The organism is Actinoallomurus purpureus (genome assembly GCF_024055795.1).
GTDB lineage: Bacteria > Actinomycetota > Actinomycetes > Streptosporangiales > Streptosporangiaceae > Actinoallomurus > Actinoallomurus purpureus.
This window is the reverse complement of record NZ_JAMXMY010000010.1, coordinates 116,586-138,925: the sequence shown is the minus strand read 5'-3', so window position 1 is coordinate 138,925 and position 22,340 is coordinate 116,586. Positions and strand designations below refer to the sequence as shown.

Here is a 22,340-nt window from a genome sequence, read left to right as displayed (position 1 = left end):
CGCTGTTCCCATCGCTATGTCTACGCTGTAGTCTACGCCGTAGATGCAGGGGTCTACATCGTAGACACGTCTGTCGGCGACCAAGGGAGTGTGGGGCGATGGAGGCCGCGGAGGAACTGGTTCAGACCAAGGGGGCGCTGCTGCACGTCGAGAGGGCCGGCGAGGGTCCCACGTTGGTGCTGATCCCGGGCGGTGGAGGCGACGCGGCCATGTACGAGGAGGTGGTTCCGCTGCTGGCAGGGCGGTTCACGGTCATCACGCTCGACCGGCGCGGGAACTCCCGTAGCCGGTACACCGAGCCCGACAGCGCGATCGGCATACCCGACCAGGCCGGCGACGTCGTCGCGATCCTGGACCACTACGGGATCGACCGCGCGTACGTCTTCGGCAGCAGCGGTGGGGCGGTCATCACCGTGGAGCTGGTGGCCCGGCACGCCGACCGCCTGCTGGGCGCCGTGGCCCACGAGCCTCCCCTCGTCCAGCTGCTGCCGGACGACAGCGCCGAACGACGGGAGCTGGACCACATCTTCCGTCTCTGCCGGGACAAGGGGCCCATGCGGGCGTTCGCGGCGTTCGGCGCGATGACGATGCCCCACCCGCCGTGGATCTTCCGGTCCGCGGCCGGGCAGGCGGTGATCGCCGTCGCCACGCGGTGCGGGCTGGCCGTGGGTTCGATGGTGCGGCGGCTCACCGGCCGTGAGCCGTCGCCGATGACCCGCATGCTGGGCAACGCCGGTCTGAACATCGGGCGCGAGCTCCCGGAGATCTGCTTCGCCTACCGGCCCGACCTCACCGCCCTGCGCACGGCGGACGTCCGCTGGTGCACGGCCGTCGGCGACGACAGCACCGGCCGTCCGTACCATCGGCCTGCGCTCGTGCTCGCCGAACGGGTCGGCGTATCCTGCGAGCGGTTCCCCGGAGGCCACATGTCGTATCAGGAGTCTCCGGAGGAGTTCACCACCCGGCTCACCACGATCCTGGACCGCTACTCCTGATGACACCCAAGGGCCGTACCAACGGGACACCGCCGTCGCGACCTGCCCGGGCGCCGCTCGACCGCGGCCAGATCGTCTCCGCCGCGCTGGCCCTCATCGACGCCGACGGCCTGCCGAAGTTCTCCATGCGCAGGCTCGGCGCCGCGCTGGGAGTCGACCCCATGGCCGTCTACCGTCACGTCGCGGACCAGGAGGCGCTCTTCGACGGCATCGCCGAGGCGATCTTCGACGAGGTCGACGTCGCCTCTCTGCCGTGGGACGGCACCTGGCGAGAGCTGGCCGAGCGGTACTGCCACCGCCTTCGTGACGCCCTGCTGCGACACCCCCACGCCGTCACGATCTTTGCCACCCGGCCGGTCCGCTCCCCGGCGTCGATCGACGCGGGCGTCGCGATGGTCACGCGACTTCAGGACGCGGGCTTCGCGCCGGACGCCGGCCTTCGGATCATCCGCTGCCTGCGGGAGTACACCCTCGGACACGCTCTCAGCGTGGCCGTCCTGCGCCTGGGCGCCGGCGCCCGAAGCCGGCGACCCGCCCCGGGCACGCCCGATTACAACCTGCTGGCCGAGGCCGCCGACGCCACCGAACCCGGCGATCACTTCGAGGTCGGCCTCACCGCGATACTGACCGCTTTCACCCCAGCAGGCGGCGCTTAGGGCGTGTCCTGAACAAATCCCGTTCGTGCAGTCGGACAGCGGATTTGTCAGACAGCCCCTATGCCGCGGTGGGCGGGAGGCCGGGCCCGTACGGCCGGTCAGCGCGGCGAGCCGAACCAGCGCGCGCAGGCCCGCCGCAGGCCGTCGGCGTCCTCGCCCGCCCAGGCGACGTACCCGTCCGGCCGTACGAGCACGACGGGGGCCGGAACCTCCTCCGCCCGTGCCGTCACGACCTCGAGCCGGTCCGCCCACGGACGTACGGTGTCCCGCAGGCTGGAACGGTCGTCGAGGTCGAGCAGCAGGGGGCCGCCGCTTCGTGACAGGTCCGCCACGGTCGTCGCCGTACCGGAGACGGTCAGGGACAGGTCCGGGCAGTAGCGGCCGGCGAGCGGGTGGTCGCAGTCCACCTCGTACCGAAGGTCGAGATCGCCCATGAGGTCGGTGAGCAGGCGGTTGGCCTCCTCTGTGGACGCCAGGGCGGTGAAGACGTCGCGCAGCGCGTCGACACGCGGGCCGGGGGCCAGCAGTGCCACCTGCGCCCGCGTGTTGTGCAGGACGCGCGCCGCGGCCGGGTGCCGTTCGGTCGTGTAGGTGTCGAGCAGCCCGTCCGGTGCTCGGCCGGCCACCTCGGCGGCGAGCTTCCATCCGAGGTTGGCGGCGTCTCCGAGGCCGAGCGTGAGGCCTTGGCCACCGAAGGGCGGATGCACGTGGGCGGCGTCACCGGCCAGCAGGACCCGGCCGACGCGGTACGTCTCCGCCTGCCGCGTGTTGTCGGTGAATCGTGTGGCGCTGTGCACGGCGGTGACGGTGACCTCGGTGCCGGACAGCCGCCGGAGCGACGCCTGCAGCTCCTCGCGGGTGACCGGCGCGGAGCGGTCGACGGGCGGCCCGTCGAACTCGGCGGCCAGGACCCGCTGCGGCATCGGCCCTCGTGCCAGCAGCCCGTGCTCGGTCCGGTGCCAGCCGAACGGGAAGAAGTCCGGGGCGTCGACCTCGACGAGCGCCTGGTGGCCGGTGATCACTCCGTCGACACCCGGGAAGGCGAATCCGGTGAGCTTGCGGACGGCGCTACGGCCCCCGTCACAGCCGACCAGCCATCCCGCGCGCAGTTCGTACGCCTCGGGTCCCTCGACGGTGAGCGAGACACCGGTGTCGTCCTGGTCGATGCCGGTGAGAGCGTGGCCGCGCCTTACGTCGGCGCCCAGCTCGATCGCGTACTTCTCGAGGGCGACCTCGAGCGCCTGCTGACCGGCGATGATCGGCATTCCGGCCGGAGTCGAGCCGCCGCGCAGGATCCACAGCCCGGCGAAGTGCCCCACGGTCGGCGGGCCCGCCTTCGCGGTCTTGGCCTGCAGGCTCTGGGCGGCGGGCTTCCTGCCGCCCATCAGGTCGGCCATCGAGGGCAGGTCGCCCAGCAGCTCGACGATGCCCCGGCGGGTGAGGATGTCGGCGCCCCGGCCGCCGACGGCGCCGGCCTTGAGGGTCGGGTCGATCTCGGTCCGCCGCTCCAGGACGATCGTGCGCACCCCCTGCAGCCGGAGCTCACAGGCGAGGAAGAGGCCGATCGGGCCGGCACCGACGATCACAACGTCGTACGACATCGTTCGCTCCTTAACAGTGTTAAATCCTTAACGGTGTTAAGGATGATTGAACGGTGTTAAGTTGTCAACAGGAGGAGGAGATCCATGGCGCTGGAACGTGAGACGGTGCTCCGTACCGCCCTGCGGCTGCTCGACGAGGTCGGCCTGGACGGGCTGTCGCTGCGCCGGCTGGCCAAGGAGCTGGGCGTCCAGGCACCCGCGCTCTACTGGCACTTCAAGAACAAGCGGGACCTCCTCGACCACCTGACGCTCTTCGCCAGGGACGAGGCCGGCATCACCATCGAACCCCCGGCGGCCGGCCAGTCGTGGGACGAATGGCTCGCCGAGGGGATGCGGATTCAGCGGCGAGGGTTGCTCGCGCACCGCGACGGCGCGCGGCTCGCGGCCGGAAACCGGCCGACACCCGAGAGCTGGCCGCGTCTCGAGCGCGTGCTGAGCGCCCTGGTGGACGCCGGGTTCAGCCCCGAAGACGCCGTACGCGCTGTGATCGTCCTCGGTCACTACGTGGTCGGGTTCGTGCTGGACGAACAGAATGACGCGGAGCGTGAGGACGACGCCGGCGTCGAGTTCGACGTGGAGAAGTTCCCGATCATCACCGCGGCCGGGGCCGCCGCCCTGGACCGTGACGCGCTCTTCGAGTACGGCCTGCAGCGGATGCTGGACGGCATGCGCGCCCAGGTCGCGGCCCGGGCCTCACGGGACGCCCCGCGCTGACCCCGGTCCCGGCCTCACGGGACGCCGCGCGCTGACCCCGGTCTCGATCTCACGGGAAGCCGCGTCCTGATCGCGGTTCCGGTCACGGGGCCGCGCTCACCCGCGTACGGGCGCCCGCGACGAGCCAGGCGTCGCTCCGCGCCCGCAGGCCCAGCGTGACCAGCCGGGCGAGCATCCAGACGCCCATCGCGAGCCACAACGACACGAGCCCGCCGCCCAGCGCGTACGCGAGCCAGGCGACCGGCAGGAACGCCGCCGTCTGGATCACCCCGGCCACCGCCAGAAAGCCCATGTCGCCCGCGCCGATCAGCACACCGTCGAGGACGAAGACGACCCCGGCGATCGGCTGCAGCAGCGCCACGATCACAAGCGCGCCCAGCAGCTGGGAGCGCACGGCCGTGTCGTCCGTGAACGGGTCCGGCAGCCACGGCCGGGCGGCGAGCAGCGCGAGCGCGAACACGACTCCGCAGGCGAGGCCCCACGCGACCATGCGGCGAGTCGCAGCGCGGGCGCCCCCGACGTCCCCCGCGCCGAGCCGGCGGCCGGTGATCGCCTGCCCGGCGATCGCGATCGCGTCCAGTGCGAACGCCAGCAGCGTCCACACGTTCGCCGCGATCTGGTGCGCGGCGATCTGAGCGTCGCCCAGCCGCGCGGCGACCATGGTGGCGACGATCAGGACGACGCGCAGGCTCAGCGTCCGGATCAGGAGACCGACGCCGGCCGTCGCGGACGCCCGGAGCCCGGCCAGGTCGGGCCGGAGCGGCGCACCGTGCCGTCGCGCGCCTCGCGCCACCATCAGGACGTACACGCCCGCGCCTGCGGTCTGGGCCAGTACCGTGCCCCAGGCCGATCCCGCGATGCCCAGCCCCAGGCCCAGCACCAGGGCGGCATTGAGCCCGGCGTTCAGGGCGAACATCCCGACCGACACGAACAGCGGCGTCCTGGTGTCCTGCATGCCGCGCAGCACTCCGGTGCCGGCCAGCACGATCAGCATGCCCGGCACGCCCAGCAGACTGACGTGGACGTACGTCTCCGCCTGTGGCGCGAGCACGGCCGACGCGCCGAACGCGCGGACGACGGCCGGGGTGAGCGGCTGACCGGCCACGGCGACGCCGACGCCGATGAGGACGGCGAGCCAGATGCCGTCGACGCCCTGGCGCACGGCCGCCCGCCGGTTCCCCGCGCCGATCTGCCGGGAGACGGAGGCGGTGGTGCCGTACGCGAGGAAGACGCAGAGGTTGACGAGCGTGCCGAGGATCTGGCTGGCGACCCCGAGCGCGCCGAGGGAGACGGTGCCGAGATGACCGACGATCGCCGAGTCGGTGAGGAGGAACAGCGGCTCGGCGACGAGCGCGCCGAGCGCCGGGACCGCGAGGCGGAGGATCTCCCGGTCATGGGGGTGCCGGAACGTCATGATGTGCCACTGTAACCGACAAATCTGAGTTGACACTTACTCGGACCTGTGGGTGGCCCTGTGGATGACTGCCGTCCGAACTTTCTTTCCCCCACAGGCGGTGGACGGAGTATCTCCAGGTCAGCGCCGATATTCGGGTGGTCGATCCGGCGATCCACAGGTTATCCACAGGCGATGTGCACAGTCGGATCGGCGTGTTTGCACAGGCCGTCCACAGAGCCCTCCACAGATCATTTTGCCTTCCTCTCGCACCGGCCGCAGACTGTCAGACCGGTGGGATAGACGTGGAAGACGAGAACGATTGAGACGGTTGAGGGGGTGCCGGAATGAGCGTCACCGAGATGCCGTCCCACGAGCGGGAGTTCGAGCGCACCCCGCCGCACGATCTGGCTGCCGAGCAGTGCGTCCTGGGCAGCATGCTGCTGTCCCAGACAGCGATCGCCGAGGTCATCGAGATCGTCCAGACGCGCGACTTCTACCGGCCGGCCCACCAGACCGTCTTCGATCGGGTCCTCGACCTGTACGGGCGGGGCGACCCGGTCGACGCCATCACGATCAAGGATGAGCTGCTCAAGCGCGGCGAGCTCAGCCGCATCGGCGACGCGCCCTACCTCCACACCCTCGTCGCCTCGGTGCCCACGGCGGCCAACGCCGGCTACTACTCGAAGATCGTTCAGGAGAAGGCGATCCTCCGTCGGCTCGTCGAGGTCGGCACCCGCATCGCCCAGCTCGGCTACAGCACCGACGGCGCCGACGCCAACGACCTGCTCGACCGGGCGCAGGCCGAGGTCTATGCCATCGCCGACAAGCGCACCGGCGAGGACTACGCCCCGCTCAGCGACATCATGCCGGGTGCGCTCGACGAGATCGAGGCGATCGGCAGCCGCGGCGGCCAGATGGTCGGCGTCCCGACCGGCTTCACCGACTTGGACGCCCTGACCAACGGCCTCCATCCCGGACAAATGGTCATCATCGCCGCAAGACCGGCCATCGGGAAGTGCCTGGCGGGGAGCACGCTGATCGTCGACCCCCGCACCGGTGTCCGCATCCGCATCGACGAGTTCGTACGGCGCGGACAGGCCGGTGAGGACCTCCGTGTCCACGCGCTGAACGCCGCTTGGCGGTTCGAACAGGTCCAGCCGAGTGACTTCCTCGATAACGGCGTCCGTTCAGTCCGGAGGCTCACCACGCAGCTGGGCCGCACCGTTACAGCCACGCCGAATCACCCGTTCTTCACGCTGCGGGGCTGGGTGCCGCTGGAGGATCTGCGGCCGGGTGACCGCATCGCCGCTCCTCGCGAGGTTCGGACTCAGGGGACCGAGAAGTTGCCGGACGCGCTCGTTGCACTCACCGCGTACCTCATCGGTGATGGATGTCTCACCAACGCCACGCCCCGGCTCAGCGTCCTTGATTCGAACATTAAGGAGGACGCCGAACACTGGGCGGCAGAGTTCGGCATTGCGGCACGCTCGCTGGCGATGCGACCGTGCCACGACAAGACCTGCACGGAGACCACCCCGGAGCATCGTCATCCGACCGCGCTCAGCTTTACGACGCCGCCGGGTCGGCCAAATCCGCTGACCGAACGTCTGGCCGCCTGGGGCCTCATGGGGCTGAACTCCCACCACAAGTACGTTCCGGATGAGGTCTTCCGACTGTCGGAACGGCAGATCGCGCTGTTCCTGTCCAGGCTCTTCGCTACGGACGGCTGGGCATCGGTGCAGACGGCGTCTGGCCAGCCGCAGATCGGCTACTGCAGCGTGAGCGAGCGGCTTGCCCGTGATGTCGCTCACCTGCTGCTCCGCCTCGGCGTCACGGCGCGCGTCTGCCCGCGGACGGTCGCCTACAAGGGAGAGCGACGGCCAGCGTGGAACGTCTACATCCACGACATCGACCAGATCCGGCGGTTCGCGCAGATCGTGGGCATCTTCGCCAAGGAGCAGCAGGTCGAGCGGCTACTCGAGGTGATCGGCGAGCGCGTCGCCAAGCCGAACGTCGACCTGATCCCCGGAGACATCTGGGAGCAGATCCTCGATGAGATGGGTGACATGCCCATGAGGGAGCTGAGTCGGCGCACTGGCCGCCCGGTGACCCACAAATGGCATGTCGGCCAGCAGATGAGCCGGCACCGATTGATGGAGATCGCCAAGGCGTTGGACTCCGCGGTGCTCCGCCAGATCGCCGACTCCGACCTGATCTGGGACAAAATCGTTTCGATCGAAGATGCCGGACACGAGCGGGTCTACGACCTGACCGTGCCGACTTGGCACAACTTCGTGGCGAACGACCTGGTTGTGCACAACTCCACATTGGCTCTCGACTTGGCTCGGGCGGCGGCGATCAAGCATCAGCTGGCGACCGTGGTGTTCTCGCTGGAGATGGGGCGCAACGAGATCACCATGCGCCTGCTGTCGGCCGAGGCGCGGGTCGCGCTGCACGCCATGAGGTCCGGCTCGATGAACGACGAGGACTGGACCCGCCTGGCGCGGCGGATGAGCGAGGTCGCCGAGGCGCCGCTGTTCATCGACGACTCGCCGAACATGTCGATGATGGAGATCCGCGCCAAGTGCCGGCGGCTCAAGCAGCAGCACGACCTGCGCCTGGTCATCATCGACTACCTCCAGCTCATGCAGTCCGGCAAGCGGGTGGAGAGCCGCCAGGTCGAGGTCTCGGAGTTCTCCCGGTCGCTCAAGCTCCTCGCCAAGGAGCTCGGGGTGCCGGTGATCGCGCTGTCCCAGCTCAACCGTGGCCCGGAACAGCGAACGGACAAAAAGCCCATGGTGTCCGATCTACGTGAATCGGGATCTATCGAGCAGGATGCCGACATGGTCATCCTGCTGCACCGCGAGGACGCCTACGAGAAGGAGTCCCCGCGGGCGGGCGAGGCCGACCTGATCGTGGCCAAGCACCGTAACGGCCCCACCGCCACCGTGACCGTCGCCTTCCAGGGCCACTACAGCCGCTTCGTCGACATGGCCCACTGACGACGGCCTCGCTGTAGGGTCCGCGTTTTCGTGAGCACTGGCGGCAGATCATGAGCACTGTCCGAGCAGATCCGGGTGATCATGAGCACTTGTGACGTTCGGTAGTTGCCCGTTAACGGAGATCGGTGTCTGGGGTGGGGTGACCGGTGAACGAGGCAGTTGGTCACGAGGACCGCGCCGGCAGTTCGTAATCGAGTACCACCAGTCTGCCCTGCGTTTTGAGTTGTTCGAGTTCTTCGGCCTCGGCGGGGAGCGTGTACAGCACACCGACGCGGATCAGGACGTGGATCGAACGCAGGAACCGGGGACGCTCCGCGCCCCAGTGCCCAGGGACGATGTCGAGGACCTCATCGACGGGGAACCAGTCCCGCTCGGCCAGCATGTCGCAGGCGATACCTGCGGTGTCCCAGCGGCGCCCGCGAGCCTCCTCGTACGCGATCTGGTCCATGCCGCTGTTCGCCAGTCCCGCCACCACCGTCACCAGCTTCCGTGGGTACCGAGCGGCGATGTCGTCAAAGGCGCGGGTGACCATGACTCGTGCTTGATCCGTGTCGAACTCGTCGCCGGGGCCGATCACACCGACTCGCAGATCCCACACAGCTCGTCTCCTTGTCTCTCTTTTGGGGACGCCTTCTCAATGGACGTCTTTACTGCGGACCGTCCGCCGAACGGATCGTGCTGCACAACCGAGATCAGGCCGCGGACGTCAACTCCCAACGAGGTCGCTGACCTCATCCAGGCGTTCGCCCGTGATGTCCCGCGTTGAGCAGCGGTGATCGGCTTGGTACCAGCGCACCAAGGAGGTCGTCGTCATCATCATGTTCGGCAGATAGGCATGGGTCCGCGTCAAGGCGCGAGCGTGGAAGCGGAACGCCGCCACGGCCGACCGGACGGAACAAGAATCAGCCCAGCGCTACTGAGTCCGACGGGACGCGCAACGTGCCCGAAGGGCGGCGGTGGCGGTCAGCGTGTCAGGGCGCACCGGCGCCGCCCTGCAGGTCGATGTGGACGCGCCGCCGATGTTCCCGCCATCGAGTCGTTCCTCGGTCACCAAGAAATCGCTCGATCATGGGGCGTCACGGCTGTTCCGGCGTATCGGGGTGAGCAGTCCCCGGTTGAACGCCTCGGCGACCGCCGCGGCGCGGTCGCCGACCTCGAGCTTGGCGTAGATGTTCAGCAGGTGGGTCTTGACGGTGGCTTCGCTGATGAGCAGCTTGGCCGCCGCGTTCCGGTTGGTGGTCCCGGCCGCGACCAGTTCCAGGATCTCGAGCTCTCGCCGGCTGAGCGGCTTGGTCTCGGGCTCCCGGACCCGGCTCATCAGCCGGGTCGCCACCGACGGCGAGAGCACCGCCTGGCCGTGGGCCGCCGCGCGTACCGCTCGCAGCAGTTCGTCGCGGGGAGCGTCCTTGAGCAGGTAGCCGGTGGCACCCGCCTCGATCGCCGGCAGGACGTAGCTGTCGGTGTCGTAGGTGGTCAGCACGAGCACACGCGCGGTGATGCCCCGCCGGGCCAGCTCGGTGATCGCGGTCAGGCCGTCCATGCCGGGCATCCGCAGGTCCATCAGGATCACGTCGGGTGTGAGGGCCTGGGCGAGCCGGATCGCCTCGGCGCCGTCGCCGGCCTCGCCGAGCACCTCGAAGCCGGGGTCGCGCGCGAACATGCCGCTCAACCCGTCCCTGACCACGGGGTGGTCATCCGCGATCAGCAGCCTGATCGGGGCGCCGGTCGCGGGGCTCATGCGCCGGCTCCCGCGGGCGCGGCCGGAATGCAGGCCGAGATGGCCGTGCCGGCACCCGGTTCCGATTCGACCTGGAGCGTCCCGGACAGGCTCTCGATACGCTGCCGCATCGCGACCAGGCCGAACCCGCCGCCCGGTACGCTCGCGTCCAGACGCCGCGGGCCGTCGTCTCCCACGCCCGGCGGATCGCCGCCGTCGTCGAACCGGTCCGGCTCGAAGCCCCTGCCGTCGTCACGCACGTCCAACGCGACCTCGTTCTCCATGTAGGACAGTGTCAGCCCGACCTTGGTCGCCCGCGCGTGCTTGGCGACGTTCGCCAGCGCCTCCTGTGCGGTACGCAGCAGCGCGACATCGGCCTCCGGCGGCATCGGCCGTGCCGTGCCGGTCGTGGTGACCTGGACCGCGATGCCGTGCAGCGCCGACCAGCGCTCGGCGACGCCGGCCAGCGCCTCGCTCAGCCGTGCCACCTCCAGCGCCTCGGGACGCAGCGCGTGGACCGACCGTCGCGCCTCGGACAGGCTTTCCCTGGCCAGCCGGGTCGCCGCCTGAACATGCCGGCGCCACAGCGCCTGATCATCGGCGAACTGCTCGGCCGCCTGCAGCTGGGTGACGATCCCGGTGAGCCCCTGCGCCAGCGTGTCGTGGATCTCGCGGGCCATCCGCTGCCGCTCGTCGGAGACCCCGGCCTCCCTCGCCTGGGTCAGCAACTGCTGCTGCAGGCCGGCGTTCTCGGCCAGGCTCGCCTCGAGCCTGCGGTTCGCCTCGCTCACCTCCGCGAGGGCCTGCTCACGCAGTTCGTCGTGCTCATCGCCCTTCTGGCCGAGCCAGGCCAGACCACACATCGGAACGACGTTCACGGCGAGGACGGCCAGGTAGGCGAGTACGCCGTAGACGTTCGTCTTGGGTATGCCGGATGCCTGCGCGGTGCCCGCCACGATCGCCACCCCGCTGATGGCGGCCAGCTCCGACGGCCAGGAGAAGAACCGGAAGGAGTAGAAGTAGCCGGCGGGTGTGAAGAACCCGAACCAGGGATCCCTGACCACCAGGATCGCCATGAGCACGATCAGCACGCCCACGAACAGCCCCATCACCCGCGGGCGCTCCCGCCAGGCCGGATGCAGCGTGAACATCCACAGCATCCACGCCGCCGTCAGCGCGCACAGCGCGAGATCGATGACGAAGGAATCACCGTTGGACCGTCTGATCGCCACCGTGACACCGGTCAGGATCGCCAGCAGCACGTAGGGCACGACGGTCACTAACGGAAGCAGTCGCCGAGCCTGTTGAGCCTGCTGGGTGTGCAGCATCGGATCGCTCATCTGCATCCTTCCCGCTGCAACCTACTCCCAGCGGAACAATTTAGCCGCGGCCAGCCCGAACGCCACCGCGTACGCCGCCATGACCAGCAGTTGCTGCGCGTGCGGCCAGTGCCCCTCAGCAGCCCCCTGCAGCGCCTGGACCGCCGCGCCGAGCGGGGTGCCGTGGCTGATGTAGCGCAGGAGCTTGGGCATTTGTGCGATGGGCACCCACAGGCCGGCGAAGAACATCATCGGGAAGAACAGGATCGTGCCGATCGCCTGCGCGGCCCGCCCGCTCCCGGCCGTCGCGGCGACGAACAGGCCGACCGCCAGTAGCGCGGCGGCGGCGAGCAGCACGGCGATGGCGAACCCGGCGAGCTGCTTCGGCAGGGCCACGCCGTACCCCAGTCTGGCCACCACAAGGATCACGATCACCATGACCACCGTGACGGCGAAGTTGACCGCGAGCTGGGCGGTGAGCAGCCGGACCGGACCCATCGGCGTCGTCTGCAGCCGGCGCAGGATGCCTTTCTCCCGGTAGCCGGCCAGCACCATCGGCAGCGCGCTGAGCGCGAGGATCGCGATCGAGAACACGATCAGAACGGGCACGTAGATCTCGAGCGTGGTGGCGCCGCCGAAGTCCTTCTGCGGCTTGTTGAAGGAGTGGATGCTGCCGAAGATGATCAGCAGCAGCAGCGGGAACCCGACGCCCCAGATGGGCCCGACCCGCTCGCGGATGAAGAGCTTCAGCTCGGTGACGGTGAGCCGCCCGAGCCCGGGACGCGACGCGGCCGCCGGTGGTGATGCGGTGGCGGTGACGGACATGAGCATTCCTCCTGATCCTGGTCTGACCGGGTCGGCTAGTTCTGGCCGGGCCGGCTCTCGCGCGCGTGCTGCTCGCTTTCCGGGTGCCTGCCGGTCAGCGCGACGAAGGCGTCCTCCAGGCTGGCCTGCTCCACGCGCAGCTGCCGCGCCACGATGTTGTTGCGGGCCAGCACGGAGGTGACCGCGTTCAGCGCGTTGTCGTTGCCCGTGACCACCACGACATCGCCCCGGTGGATGACGCTGGTCACGTCGGGCAGGCTGGTCAGCAGCCGGTCGTCGAACGGCACGGACGGCTGGAAGCGGATCCGGTGTTCGGTCTGGACCCGTTCGGTCAGCCCGGCCGGGGTGTCCACCGCGACGACGCGGCCGGTGTCGATCAGCGCGATCCGGTCACACAGCCGCTCGGCCTCCTCCATGAAGTGGGTGACGAGCACGATCGTGACGCCGCGGGAGCGTACGTCCTCGATCAGCTGCCAGGTGTCGCGTCTGGCCTGCGGGTCGAGGCCGGTGGTCAGCTCGTCGAGCACCGCCACCCGCGGGTTCCCGACCAGCGCCAGCGCGATCGAGAGCCGCTGCTTCTGGCCGCCGGACAGCTTCCCGTACCTCGTCGAGCTCTTGTCGGCGAGCCCGAGCGTGTCCATCAGCGCACGCCAGTCCGCCGGGGTCCGGTAGAAGGAGCTGTAGAGCGCGAGCGCCTCTCCGACCTTCAGCCGGCCGGGCAGCTCGCCGTCCTGGAGTTGCGCGCCGAGCCGCTGAGTCAGCTCGGCGCGGTCCCGCTGCGGGTCCAAGCCGAGCACGCTGATCTCACCCCGGTCCGGCCTGCGCAGCCCCTCGACGCACTCCACCGTCGTGGTCTTGCCCGCGCCGTTGGGGCCGAGGATCCCGAAGATCTCCCCCTCCTGGACGCTGAAGGAGACATCGTCGACCGCCACGGTGTCCCCGTAGCTCTTGTGCAGGTTCTGCACCTCGATCACTGCTGGCATGCGGTCACCCTCCCGGCATTCCGGTCCATCGCGGTCCTGTGCCTTCAGCCTCGCGAAATCCGCCCGGACGCGGTATCGACCGCCCGGCGAAATCCCGGAGGTCACGGGCTGAAACACCGGATGGGCCGGACGGTTGAGCCGATCCACCGATCGGTTGACCCGCGAACCGTGATCGTGAACCCATCAGCCGCTGGATGGCCGCCGCCCCGTGCGCTGGCGGCAGCCTGCGTGTTCGTCGGTACACGCCATGCTCATGTGCCGAGGAGCCCCTGCCACCCGCTCGCCGGGTCAGGACAGCGGCATCCCCATGGCGCCGGCGAGGCGCGGGGCCGTGGGAGGCGTACCGCCGCTCAGTGACGTCTGGGCGACCGCGTAGAAGATGCGGCGGTCGCCATCACCGGATCCGGTCGAGGTGCGGAAGAACGCGCCGGCGTAGCCGAGGTCATGCCCGGTCTTACCCCACAGTGTCGTTCCGTTACTGAGCCTGATGCGTTCGAGGCCGAGGGCGTAACAGGCCTTCCCCTTGTCGGGTCCGATGACGCAGTCGCTCGGGTCGGCATAGGCGACGTCCGGCACGGTCACCATCTCCCTCCACTGCGCCGGCCGCAACAGTTCGCCGCCGAACAGACCGGTGAAGAAACGGTCGATGTCGCCCGGCGTCGAGATGATGCCCGAGTCGTCGCCGGCCTGCTGGCTGACGTCGACGAGCGTTCCCTTGCTGTCGGGGACGTATCCGTGCAGGTAGGGGCGTGGCATCGGTCGGACCCGGCCGGCCGGTGAGACGTCCGGGAACGTCTGCGTCAGTCGCAGGGGGCGGAGGATCCGGGTGGCGAGTTCGTCCGCGTACGAGTGCCCGGTTCGCTTCTCGATGAGGTCGGCGACGATCCGGTAGTTCAGGGTGTTGTACGACTGCTCTGTGCCTGGTGCGAAGTGCGGACCAGGCCACGGCCGGTCCTCGGGGCGCAGGGTCCCCTGGATCAGCTGGTCGAGGGTCTGGTAGTCGCCTCGGTGCGCGATCACTTGATCGACGGTCTCGGCGGGGGCGCCTTCGCCGGGGCTCGGAAGACCGCTGGTCATGTTGAGGAGCTGCCGGATGGTGATCGGTTGATACTGGTCCGGCAGCAGCCCGGGCAGGTAGCTCTGAATGGTGTGGTCGAGGTCGATGACGTGCTCGGCGCCGAGTTGGAGTGCGATGGTGGCCACGAATGTCTTGGAGATGCTGCCCACCCGGAAATGGGCGTTCAGCGGGATGGGCTTGCCGGTCACGCTGTCCGGCGCCTGTCCGGCCCACCGCCCGGTCCCCTGTCGTACGCGGGCGACGACTCCGGCCAGGTGATCGTTCGGCTGGATGTCGATCGCCTTCTGCAGGGCTGCCGGGTCCAGTCCGGTCGCCGTGACGTCGGCGGCTCGCTCCGCGGCGATCGGACTGGCGGCGCCGGCGGTGGTCCCGGCCGTGATGGTGGTGACCGCGAGTGAGGTCACACCGGCCAGGGCCAGCGCCGCGCGGCGTCGAGATATGCCCGTCATCTGTTCGTCTCCCTGCGAGGTCGGCTGCGTGCCCACCAAAACTGCCATTCCGGACCTGCTGGGGGCACGGTCACCTGCACCACAGTTGAGGGTGGAGTTAAGACCACCGAACCGCCGAGTCGAGGGGTCGGCGGCAGCATGGCCTCCTCACGAGCCGGGCGCGCTCTCAGTACAGGCCCATCACCCGGTCGACCGCGATCTCGATCACGACCAGACCGGACGGGGCGGGCGGTGGTGACCCGTAGCGGTCGGCGTATCGGCGTACGCCCTCGGCCAGTCGGCGGGGGTCGTCGGACACGGTCGCGGGGCCTTCGAGTGTGATCCAGCGGGAGCCTGCCACCTGGCAGACCGCCACGCGGGTCCCGGGAGCGGCCAGGAGGTTCCCGGCCTTGCGGCGTGAGGCGACCGTCATGACCCGCGCCGTCCCGGTCGCGGCGTCCCAGGTGAACCGGACGGGTGCCACGTGCGGGGTGCCGTCGGGGCGGAGGGTCGTCAGCGTGCACACGTGAGGCTCGGTCAGGAACGCCTCGGCCGAGGCCGGCAGCGGGAGGGATTTGGCGTTCGCCCCGCCGTCACCCGGCCGGGACACCGTGCGGCCTTCACGCGACCGGTACGCCGTGCGGTCGTTACGCGACGGGGACAACGGATTCTCCGTTCGCGTGCTCCGGCGCCCTCAGCCTGGGCAGCGACAGTGCGACGAGGACGCCCACCGTCGCGAAGCAGGCCGCGATGAGGAAGGCCTCGTGGAAGACGCTCGCCCGCGCCGCCAGGACGAGCGCGGGGTCCCCGTGGGCGGCCTTGGTCAGGGCCGGGACCCGGCTGAAGACGATCGTCGCGGCGATGGCCACGCCGAGCGCTCCACCGGCCTCCTGGCTGGTGTTGATGAGCCCGGCGGCCAGGCCGGACTCGGTCTTGCGGACCCCGGCGAACGCGGCGACCTGCAGCGGCACGAAGGACATGCCGAGGCCCAGCCCGGCGAGGAGGAACGCCGGCAGGACGTCACTGACGTAACCACCGTGGACGGGCAACCGCCAGAGCATGAGCATCCCGGCGACGGTGATGACGATGCCGGTGATCAGTACCGGCTTGGCCGCCATCTTGGTCACCAGTTTCGAGGAGATCCCCGCGCCGACGGACACGATGATGGCGAGAGGGACGTAGGCCAGGCCGGTCCGGATCGGCGAGTAGTCCAGGACCTGCTGCATGAACAGGCTGGCGAAGAAGAACAGGGTCACCAGCGTGCCGAACAGGAGCACGGCGGTGATGTTCGCCGCTCGGAGGGCCCGGAGCCGGAAGATGCCGAGCGGGATCAGCGGTGACTCGGCCCGCCGCTCGATCACCAGGAACGCCGCCAGGAGGACGCCGGTGACGACGAGACCGCCGATGGTCCGAGCCGATGTCCAGCCGACGTCGACGGTCTGGCCCAGGGTGTAGATCAGCAGCATCAGGCCTGCGGTGAGGACGACGGCACCTGCCGTGTCGAAGGCACGGGGCCGCTTCTCGGCGCGACTCTCAGGGACGACGAACGGCGCGATCGCTGCGGCCGCCAGCCCGATCGGCACGTTGATGAAGAAGATCCACCGCCAACCGGGTCCTTCGGTGAACAGCCCGCCGAGGACCACTCCGGCGACCGAGGCGATGCCGCTGAGCCCGCCCCAGATCCCGAGCGCGCGGTTGCGCTCCGGGCCCTCGGCGAACGTGTTGGTCAGCAGGCTGAGGGCTGCAGGGGCGATGAACGCCGCTCCCAGTCCCTGCAGGCCGCGGGCGGCGATCAGCATGGTGGAACCCTGGGCGACCCCCGCGAGGAGGGACGCCGCCGCGAAGACGATCAGGCCGGCCCGCAGGATGCGGCGACGCCCGAAGGTGTCGGCGAGGCGCCCACTGAGCAGCAGGAACCCGCCGAGCACCGTTCCGTAGGCGGTGACGATGTACTGCAGGTAGCTTTCGGAGACGCCGAGGTCCCGCTCGATGGACGGGAGGGCGACGTTCACGATCGAGACGTCGAGGAACGTCATGAACCCGGCGACGCAGAGGAACGCCAGGATCAGTCCGGGATGGCCGGCGGCCCGTGAGCGCGGCGGTGACGCCGTCCCGGATCGGGGTTGCGCTTCTGTAATCGACACAGGTGCTCCTTGAAATGAGGCCGGGCTCGTCGTCCGGCCGGATGAGTGCATGGGGACGGCCGTGCCGGACGGCGTCGGGTCGAGAGGGCCCGGTCTCGCGCCCCCACCCCCGCGGGGCGAGTACGGGCGCGAGACCGGGGCGGGGGCTCAGCGGAAGGCGGCGATGTTGCGGGCCGCCCAGTCGGCGAACGAGTGGGGCGGGCGGCCGAGAAGGTGCTCGATGTCGGGGCTCACGCGCTGCTCGGCGGGCATCGGCTCGCCGAGGATGGAGAGGGTGCCCTCCACGACCGGCTCGGGCATGAACTGCAGCATCTGCGCCCGTGCCTCGGCGCGGGTCTGCTCGACGAACGTCACCGGGGTTCCGAGGGCGTCCCCGATCACCTGGGTCCGCTCGCGCGGGTTGGTCGGCTCCGGTCCGGTGAGCTCGTACGTCCGGCCGGCGTGCTCGTCCTTGACCAGGACCACGGCCGCGACCTCGGCGATGTCGTCCGGGTCGACGGTCGGCAGGCCGACGTCGCCGAACGGCGCGGCGACCATCCGCTTCGACCGCACCATCTCGGCCCAGGCGAAGGCGTTCGAGTCGAAACCGCCCGGCCGCAGGACCGTCCATTCGAGGCCCGACTCTCGTACGGCGTCCTCGAAGGCGCGCGGGTGGCGGTAGGACTCCGGCCGGGTGCCCGCGCCCTGGGAGGACAGCAGGACGATCCGGCGGACGCCGCCCGCCCGTGCGGCGTCGAGGATGCCCTGCGGGTCCTGTCCGGCGACGAGGAGGAACAGCGCGTCGGCTCCGTCGAGGGCGGGCTTGAGGCTCGCCGGGTCGTCGAGGTCGGCCGGCACGTGCCGGACGCCCTCCGGCAGATCCGTGGCCGGGGCGCGGCGCGAGACCGCCGTCACCTGCTCGCCGGTCGCGGCGAGGATGCTCACGAGGCGAGCTCCGACGTTCCCGGTGGCTCCCGTGATAACGATCATGGCCTTCTCCTGTCGATCGATCCGTACTGAGTTAGTTGGCTAACTGAGAAGGACCATAGCCAATCCATCGGCGGTTGTCTATAGTTAGTTAGGTGACTGACTCGAAGAGAAGCGGCAGCGGTGAGGTCGCCACCAAGCGCGGCAAACGAGAGCGGCTGACGGCCGCCGCGGTGCGGATGCTCCACGAGCAGGGCGTCGAGAAGACGACGCTCGCCGACATCGCGCGGGCGGCCGACGTCCCCGTGGGCAACGTCTACTACTACTTCAAGACCAAGGACGAGCTGGTCGAGGCGGCCATCGGCGCACACGCGCAGAGCCTCGAGGCGATGATCGCCTCACTCGACCAGCTCCCCGCCCCGCAGGACCGGCTGAAGGCGCTCATCGGCGGGTGGGTGGAGCAGCGCGAACTCGCCGCGCAGTTCGGCTGCCCCTTCGGCACCCTCAGCTCGGAGCTCGACAAACGGGCCGACGGCCTCGACCGCACCGCGGCCGAGGTCATGCGGATCCTGCTCGACTGGGGCGAGCGGCAGTTCCGCGAGATGGGCCGGACCGACGCCCGTGACCTCGCGGTCGCCCTGATCGCCAGCTATCAGGGGATCTCGCTGCTCACCAACACCTTCCGTGACCCCGAGCTGATGGCGCGGGAGGGCGCGCGGCTGGAGCGCTGGATCGACTCGCTGGTCTGACCGCCCCGGAAGAAAGAGGGAACCGCTCCGGGAGATCCGGCTGTCGGCGCGCCCGGCCGGCGCTCCTGACCGTGGCTCATCGCGGCGGGGGCGTCACGCCCACCGCCGGGAGGAGGTTCGCCTCCTCGTACGCGAAGTGGTCCTCCAGGCCGGCGACCACGCGGTCGAGCTGCGCACGGAAACGCTCGACGTCGCGGCCGGAGGGCCCTTCTTCCACGAGGGTCTCGAAGTCTGTCAGGGCCTTCTCCATCACCTGGTGCTCCGCCCGCAGCCGCTCGATGGCGGGTGCCAGGTCGGGGAACTCGTCCTCGAAGGCGGAGAACGCGCCGTTCTCGCGCGTGTGGTGCATCTGCAGGTCGTGGCAGAAGGTCAGGCAGTGCCGGCGCAGCTGAGCGGCCAGGTCCGCCGGGCGGCCGGGGTCCGCGAGCCCCGGTCCGCCGGCGAGGAGATCGTCGATCCGGCCCCGTACGTCGCGCAGTGCGGCGCGGAGTTCGTCGTGGTGGCGGATCAGTTGTTCACCGATCATCCGGTTGCGCGCGGCGTCGGTGGACAGGTCGAGGGGGTACAGGGCCACCACGGGAATCTTCCGGGCCGCCTTCTCCTGGTACTGGCGGAAGGCCGGATCGAGCGCGCACTGCCGTTCGTACCAGTGATCCCGCTCGTCGCCGTCGAGGGCCACCGCCCGGGTGGCGAGGGGTCGGACGTGACCCTTCTCGGTGTCGATCTCCATCGTGACCTGGGGGTTGGCCAGCACGTTCTGGTACCAGTCGGGGTGGTTCGGCCGGCCGGCGTTGGACGCGAAGACGAGATGGCGGCCCTCGTCGCGGAGGTGGACGACGGGGGTGGTGTGCGGCCGTCCGGTCTTCCGGCCGGCCGTGGTCAGCAGGACGAGGGGGACGCCGTCGAACATCCCGCCGACCTTCCCGTTGTTCGCGCGGAACTCCCGGATGATCCGTTCGTTCCAGCTCGTTTCCGAGGGGGTTGCGCTCATGGAGAGAGACCTCCGCCGATATCGTGTGGACGCCAGACATGTTTGCTTTGAAAGCAAATATGATTTGATCGCAAACGTATAGGGATGATCGCGGGGATGTCAACGGAGCAGTCGCCAGAGCCCGGCCTGCGCGCGGACGAGGCGGTCCGGGCCATGCTGTTGCTGATGCCGCGCCTGGCCGCGCGGCTCAAGCGCACACCGATCCCCGAACGGCTACGGTCCTTCAACCTGGCGCCCCGGCACCTGTCGCTACTGGCGTACCTGCTGTTCGACGGGCCCATGGCGGTCGGCGAGCTCGCCTCCCGCCTGCAGGTCGCCCCGACCACCGTCAGCCTCATGGTCAGCGACCTGACCAAGCAGGGCGTCCTTCGACGGAGCTCCGACCCCGCCGACGCCCGCCGCACGATCGTGGACCTCACCGACGACGCGGAGACCCGTTCCGCGATCGAGAGCTGGCTAGCCAACGGGGCGAAGGCCTGGCGCACGGCGTTCGACGCGCTGTCCCCGGAGGAGCGCGCGATGTTCGTCCGGACCATCGAGACGTACGAGAGTCTGGTCTCGGGTCCGGCGGAGTGATCCGCGGCCCGGCCCTGCCGGGTTGACCTTCGAGCGGGTCGAAGGCGCACGATGGCCGGCATGGATGACACCGAAGCGCTGGTGAGCATCGGGGCCTTCGCCCGCCGGGTGGGGCTGACCCCGAGCGCCCTGCGGTTCTACGACGACTGCGGCGTCCTACGGCCCGCCCGCGTGGACCCCGCGACGGGATACCGGTACTACGCCCCGGACCAGGAGCCGCGCGCCGTCCTCGTGCGGCGGCTCCGCGAGGCCGGGCTGCCGCTGGTCGACGCGTCGGTGGTCCTCGACGGCAGCCCCGAGGAGGCCCGTGCGGTGCTGGCGCGGCACGCGCGCCGTACCCGGGCCACGGCCGCGGCGGCCCAGGCGGCGATCGACGACATCCTCCGCGACCTCTCCGGTGACGCGGGGCGGGGCGAGGCCCGCGTCGGCGGGGCCGAGCTGGCCGGCGCGGTCCGTCAGGTGGCGCCGTCGGCGGCCTGCGGCGCGGTACGGGAGGAGTTCCCCGTGCTCGGCTGTGTGCTGGTCGAGCTCACGGGCCAGGAGGTACGCCTGGTGGCCACCGACCGGTACCGGCTGGCCGTCCGGGTGCTGCGCCCCACCGCCGTCACCGGCGGACCGCGCGATGCGCTGGTCGACGTGGCGACGATGAAGGAGGTCGCGTCCTGGGCCGTGCGCCTGCCGGAGGTCGGCATCGAGATCGACGGCCGGGGCGTCCGCGTCCACGGTGGCGGCGACCAGCGGGACATCCCGGCCGCCGACGGGACGTTCCCCTCGTACCGCGTGATCCTGGACGACCTTCCGGCCGCCCGGCACCGGCTCATCGTCGACCGGGACGCCCTCCGAAGGGTCCTCGCCGACGAGGGGCCGGTCATCCTGTGCACGGACGAGCGGCACGGACTGGTCGTACGCCACGGAACGGCCGAGACCGCGCTCCGCGCCGTTCGTACGGGCCCGCCGCTGCGCATCGCGTTCGACCCGGATGTGCTGCTGCCGGCGGTCGAGGCGAGCGTCCGGTGACCACCTGTGTTGATCGCCGGATGTTCCGCCGCCACATCACGCCGTCGGTCGACGGGCGGCTTTCCTGCTTCTCGGGACTACTCGTTGCCGACGCGAACCTCGGCGACTTCGACGCACTGGCCCTCTTGGCTGCTCCGGCTGGACTTTCGCCATTCGGCGTCGATCAACTTACGGGGGTTGGACATCTGCGTTTCTCTCGGGTCGGATGCGATCAGGCTCTCGCCATGTCGGCGAGCAGCGTGATCGTATCCCCGGGGCTGGCCGCCGAGCCAAGGAGATGCTGGAACGCCACCTGGAAGCGGTCGATCTCCCCAGGCTCCTCGATGAACAGCTGCCCGGCGGGCGTGTCCACGTAGACCGCTGTCGGGTCATCCGGCTCGGGGAACTTGAGCACGGCGAAGCCTCCGGTCATGCTCGGGTGGGCACCGGCGCCGTACGGGATCACTTGGATCGTCACCCGGGGCAGCTTCGTCGCCTCCAAAAGATGCTCCAGCTGTGCCCTCATGACGTCGGGACCGCCGACCTGCCTATGTAGCGCCGCCTCATCGAGGATCGCTACCAGGCGCAGCGGTGGCTTCTGGTGAAGCGCCTCCTGGCGCTTCAGCCGAACTTCGACGCGCGCCTCCGCCTCCTCTTTACCGATTTCGGAGAAGGGGCCACGGAACAGTGCGCGGGCATAGTCCGCCGTCTGGAGCAGGCCCGGGATCATCAGCGGCTCGAAGTTCAACACCTCGGCCGCCTCTGCCTCCAACCCGATGTACGTCGCATACCGCTCCGACAGCATCGCGTCGTACGGATCCCACCAGCCGCGCTGGCGGCCATCGCGCGCCAGCTGTACGAGGTACTCGCGCTCTCGCTCGTCGCCGACTCCGTAGGCGTCGCACAGATCCCGCACGTCTCGCGGGTTCGGCCGCTTGCCGCGATTGCCCTCGATCCAGACGACCTTGGACGGTGTCCACTCGACGACGCGAGCGACCTCTTCGACCTTCAGCCCGGCCTGCTCGCGCAGCTGGCGTAGCCGTGCCGCGAGTCGCCGACGGCGCAGTGTCGGGCTGATGCGCTCGGCCATCGGACCCCCTTCGCTGTTACCGGAGATCGTAGGGCAGGCGTAACGCGCTGTAAGGGAAAAGAGCGTCTCCGGCACAAAAGCTCTTGGATGGACTCTCCTCTTGAGAATTAGCTCCAGAGGGTTCATGATACGGAACGTATCTGTCCCGTCTCGCTAGGTGATCGAGCCTGGCGC

At 69.8% G+C, this 22,340-nt stretch carries 21 protein-coding genes; 7 read left to right on the top strand and 14 right to left on the bottom strand.

Annotated elements, in window-relative coordinates:
- Positions 1–98: 98 nt before the first annotated feature.
- The gene (locus tag NE236_RS19940) at positions 99–995 is read left to right on the top strand and encodes an alpha/beta fold hydrolase (protein WP_252843541.1); all 897 of its coding nucleotides are present in this window, start codon (positions 99–101) and stop codon (positions 993–995) included.
- Positions 995–1,651 (top strand): TetR/AcrR family transcriptional regulator C-terminal domain-containing protein, encoded by a 657-nt coding sequence (locus tag NE236_RS19935; protein ID WP_252843540.1) that lies wholly within the window; start codon positions 995–997, stop codon positions 1,649–1,651. Before NE236_RS19940 ends, NE236_RS19935 begins: the two co-directional genes overlap by 1 nt.
- Before the next feature lie 98 nt (positions 1,652–1,749).
- Here the strand turns inward: NE236_RS19935 and NE236_RS19930 are convergent, their stop codons facing one another.
- Complete coding sequence (locus tag NE236_RS19930; protein WP_252843539.1) at positions 1,750–3,252, bottom strand: FAD-dependent monooxygenase; 1,503 nt, start codon at positions 3,250–3,252, stop codon at positions 1,750–1,752.
- 84 nt (positions 3,253–3,336) lie between these two features.
- Here NE236_RS19930 and NE236_RS19925 point away from each other — a divergent pair, with 84 nt between their 5' ends.
- Positions 3,337–3,966, top strand: coding sequence for a TetR/AcrR family transcriptional regulator C-terminal domain-containing protein (locus NE236_RS19925; protein WP_252843538.1), 630 nt, complete (start codon positions 3,337–3,339; stop codon positions 3,964–3,966).
- 82 nt (positions 3,967–4,048) lie between these two features.
- Here the strand turns inward: NE236_RS19925 and NE236_RS19920 are convergent, their stop codons facing one another.
- Complete coding sequence (locus NE236_RS19920) at positions 4,049–5,380, bottom strand: MATE family efflux transporter (protein WP_252843537.1); 1,332 nt, start codon at positions 5,378–5,380, stop codon at positions 4,049–4,051.
- 326 nt (positions 5,381–5,706) lie between these two features.
- Here NE236_RS19920 and dnaB point away from each other — a divergent pair, with 326 nt between their 5' ends.
- Positions 5,707–8,364, top strand: a complete 2,658-nt coding sequence (gene dnaB, locus NE236_RS19915; RefSeq protein WP_252843536.1) for a replicative DNA helicase — start codon at positions 5,707–5,709, stop codon at positions 8,362–8,364.
- Positions 8,365–8,527: 163 nt separating this feature from the next.
- Here the strand turns inward: dnaB and NE236_RS19910 are convergent, their stop codons facing one another.
- The 9 genes from NE236_RS19910 to NE236_RS19870 all read right to left on the bottom strand — a co-directional run bounded on the left by NE236_RS19910 (position 8,528) and on the right by NE236_RS19870 (position 17,827).
- On the bottom strand, positions 8,528–8,962 hold the full coding sequence (locus NE236_RS19910) for a hypothetical protein (protein WP_252843535.1): 435 nt from the start codon (positions 8,960–8,962) through the stop codon (positions 8,528–8,530).
- 468 nt (positions 8,963–9,430) lie between these two features.
- Complete coding sequence (locus NE236_RS19905) at positions 9,431–10,102, bottom strand: response regulator transcription factor (protein WP_252843534.1); 672 nt, start codon at positions 10,100–10,102, stop codon at positions 9,431–9,433.
- On the bottom strand, positions 10,099–11,421 hold the full coding sequence (locus tag NE236_RS19900; protein ID WP_252843533.1) for a sensor histidine kinase: 1,323 nt from the start codon (positions 11,419–11,421) through the stop codon (positions 10,099–10,101). Before NE236_RS19900 ends, NE236_RS19905 begins: the two co-directional genes overlap by 4 nt.
- Positions 11,422–11,442: 21 nt before the next feature.
- Positions 11,443–12,225, bottom strand: coding sequence for an ABC transporter permease (locus NE236_RS19895; RefSeq protein WP_252843532.1), 783 nt, complete (start codon positions 12,223–12,225; stop codon positions 11,443–11,445).
- A 35-nt stretch (positions 12,226–12,260) separates the two neighbouring features.
- Positions 12,261–13,208, bottom strand: a complete 948-nt coding sequence (locus NE236_RS19890; RefSeq protein WP_252843531.1) for an ABC transporter ATP-binding protein — start codon at positions 13,206–13,208, stop codon at positions 12,261–12,263.
- 288 nt (positions 13,209–13,496) lie between these two features.
- Positions 13,497–14,735 (bottom strand): serine hydrolase domain-containing protein, encoded by a 1,239-nt coding sequence (locus tag NE236_RS19885; protein WP_252843530.1) that lies wholly within the window; start codon positions 14,733–14,735, stop codon positions 13,497–13,499.
- 166 nt (positions 14,736–14,901) lie between these two features.
- The gene (locus tag NE236_RS19880; protein ID WP_308209124.1) at positions 14,902–15,378 is read right to left on the bottom strand and encodes a pyridoxamine 5'-phosphate oxidase family protein; all 477 of its coding nucleotides are present in this window, start codon (positions 15,376–15,378) and stop codon (positions 14,902–14,904) included.
- Positions 15,362–16,858, bottom strand: a complete 1,497-nt coding sequence (locus NE236_RS19875) for an MFS transporter (RefSeq protein WP_252843529.1) — start codon at positions 16,856–16,858, stop codon at positions 15,362–15,364. The genes NE236_RS19880 and NE236_RS19875 overlap by 17 nt, the downstream gene beginning before the upstream one ends.
- Before the next feature lie 147 nt (positions 16,859–17,005).
- The gene (locus NE236_RS19870; protein WP_252843528.1) at positions 17,006–17,827 is read right to left on the bottom strand and encodes an SDR family oxidoreductase; all 822 of its coding nucleotides are present in this window, start codon (positions 17,825–17,827) and stop codon (positions 17,006–17,008) included.
- Between the two features lie 92 nt (positions 17,828–17,919).
- On the opposite strand from NE236_RS19870, the gene NE236_RS19865 reads away from it, so the two are divergent.
- Positions 17,920–18,513: a TetR/AcrR family transcriptional regulator gene (locus NE236_RS19865; RefSeq protein WP_252843527.1), complete on the top strand. Its 594-nt coding sequence runs from the start codon at positions 17,920–17,922 to the stop codon at positions 18,511–18,513.
- Between the two features lie 76 nt (positions 18,514–18,589).
- Here NE236_RS19865 and NE236_RS19860 read toward each other — a convergent pair whose 3' ends face one another.
- The gene (locus NE236_RS19860; RefSeq protein WP_252843526.1) at positions 18,590–19,504 is read right to left on the bottom strand and encodes a nitroreductase/quinone reductase family protein; all 915 of its coding nucleotides are present in this window, start codon (positions 19,502–19,504) and stop codon (positions 18,590–18,592) included.
- Positions 19,505–19,600: 96 nt separating this feature from the next.
- Here NE236_RS19860 and NE236_RS19855 point away from each other — a divergent pair, with 96 nt between their 5' ends.
- Together NE236_RS19855 and NE236_RS19850 are read left to right on the top strand one after the other, a co-directional pair.
- Positions 19,601–20,080 carry a MarR family winged helix-turn-helix transcriptional regulator gene (locus NE236_RS19855; protein WP_252843525.1) on the top strand — a complete coding sequence of 160 codons (480 nt, stop codon included), beginning with the start codon at positions 19,601–19,603 and terminating at the stop codon, positions 20,078–20,080.
- 60 nt (positions 20,081–20,140) lie between these two features.
- Positions 20,141–21,097, top strand: coding sequence for a DNA polymerase III subunit beta family protein (locus NE236_RS19850; RefSeq protein WP_252843524.1), 957 nt, complete (start codon positions 20,141–20,143; stop codon positions 21,095–21,097).
- Positions 21,098–21,174: 77 nt separating this feature from the next.
- Here the strand turns inward: NE236_RS19850 and NE236_RS45095 are convergent, their stop codons facing one another.
- Together NE236_RS45095 and NE236_RS19845 are read right to left on the bottom strand one after the other, a co-directional pair.
- The gene (locus tag NE236_RS45095) at positions 21,175–21,282 is read right to left on the bottom strand and encodes a DUF397 domain-containing protein (RefSeq protein ID WP_372494390.1); all 108 of its coding nucleotides are present in this window, start codon (positions 21,280–21,282) and stop codon (positions 21,175–21,177) included.
- A 26-nt stretch (positions 21,283–21,308) separates the two neighbouring features.
- A complete protein-coding gene (locus tag NE236_RS19845; protein WP_252843523.1) occupies positions 21,309–22,292 on the bottom strand; it encodes a helix-turn-helix domain-containing protein in 984 nt (327 codons plus the stop codon).
- Positions 22,293–22,340 lie beyond the last annotated feature (48 nt).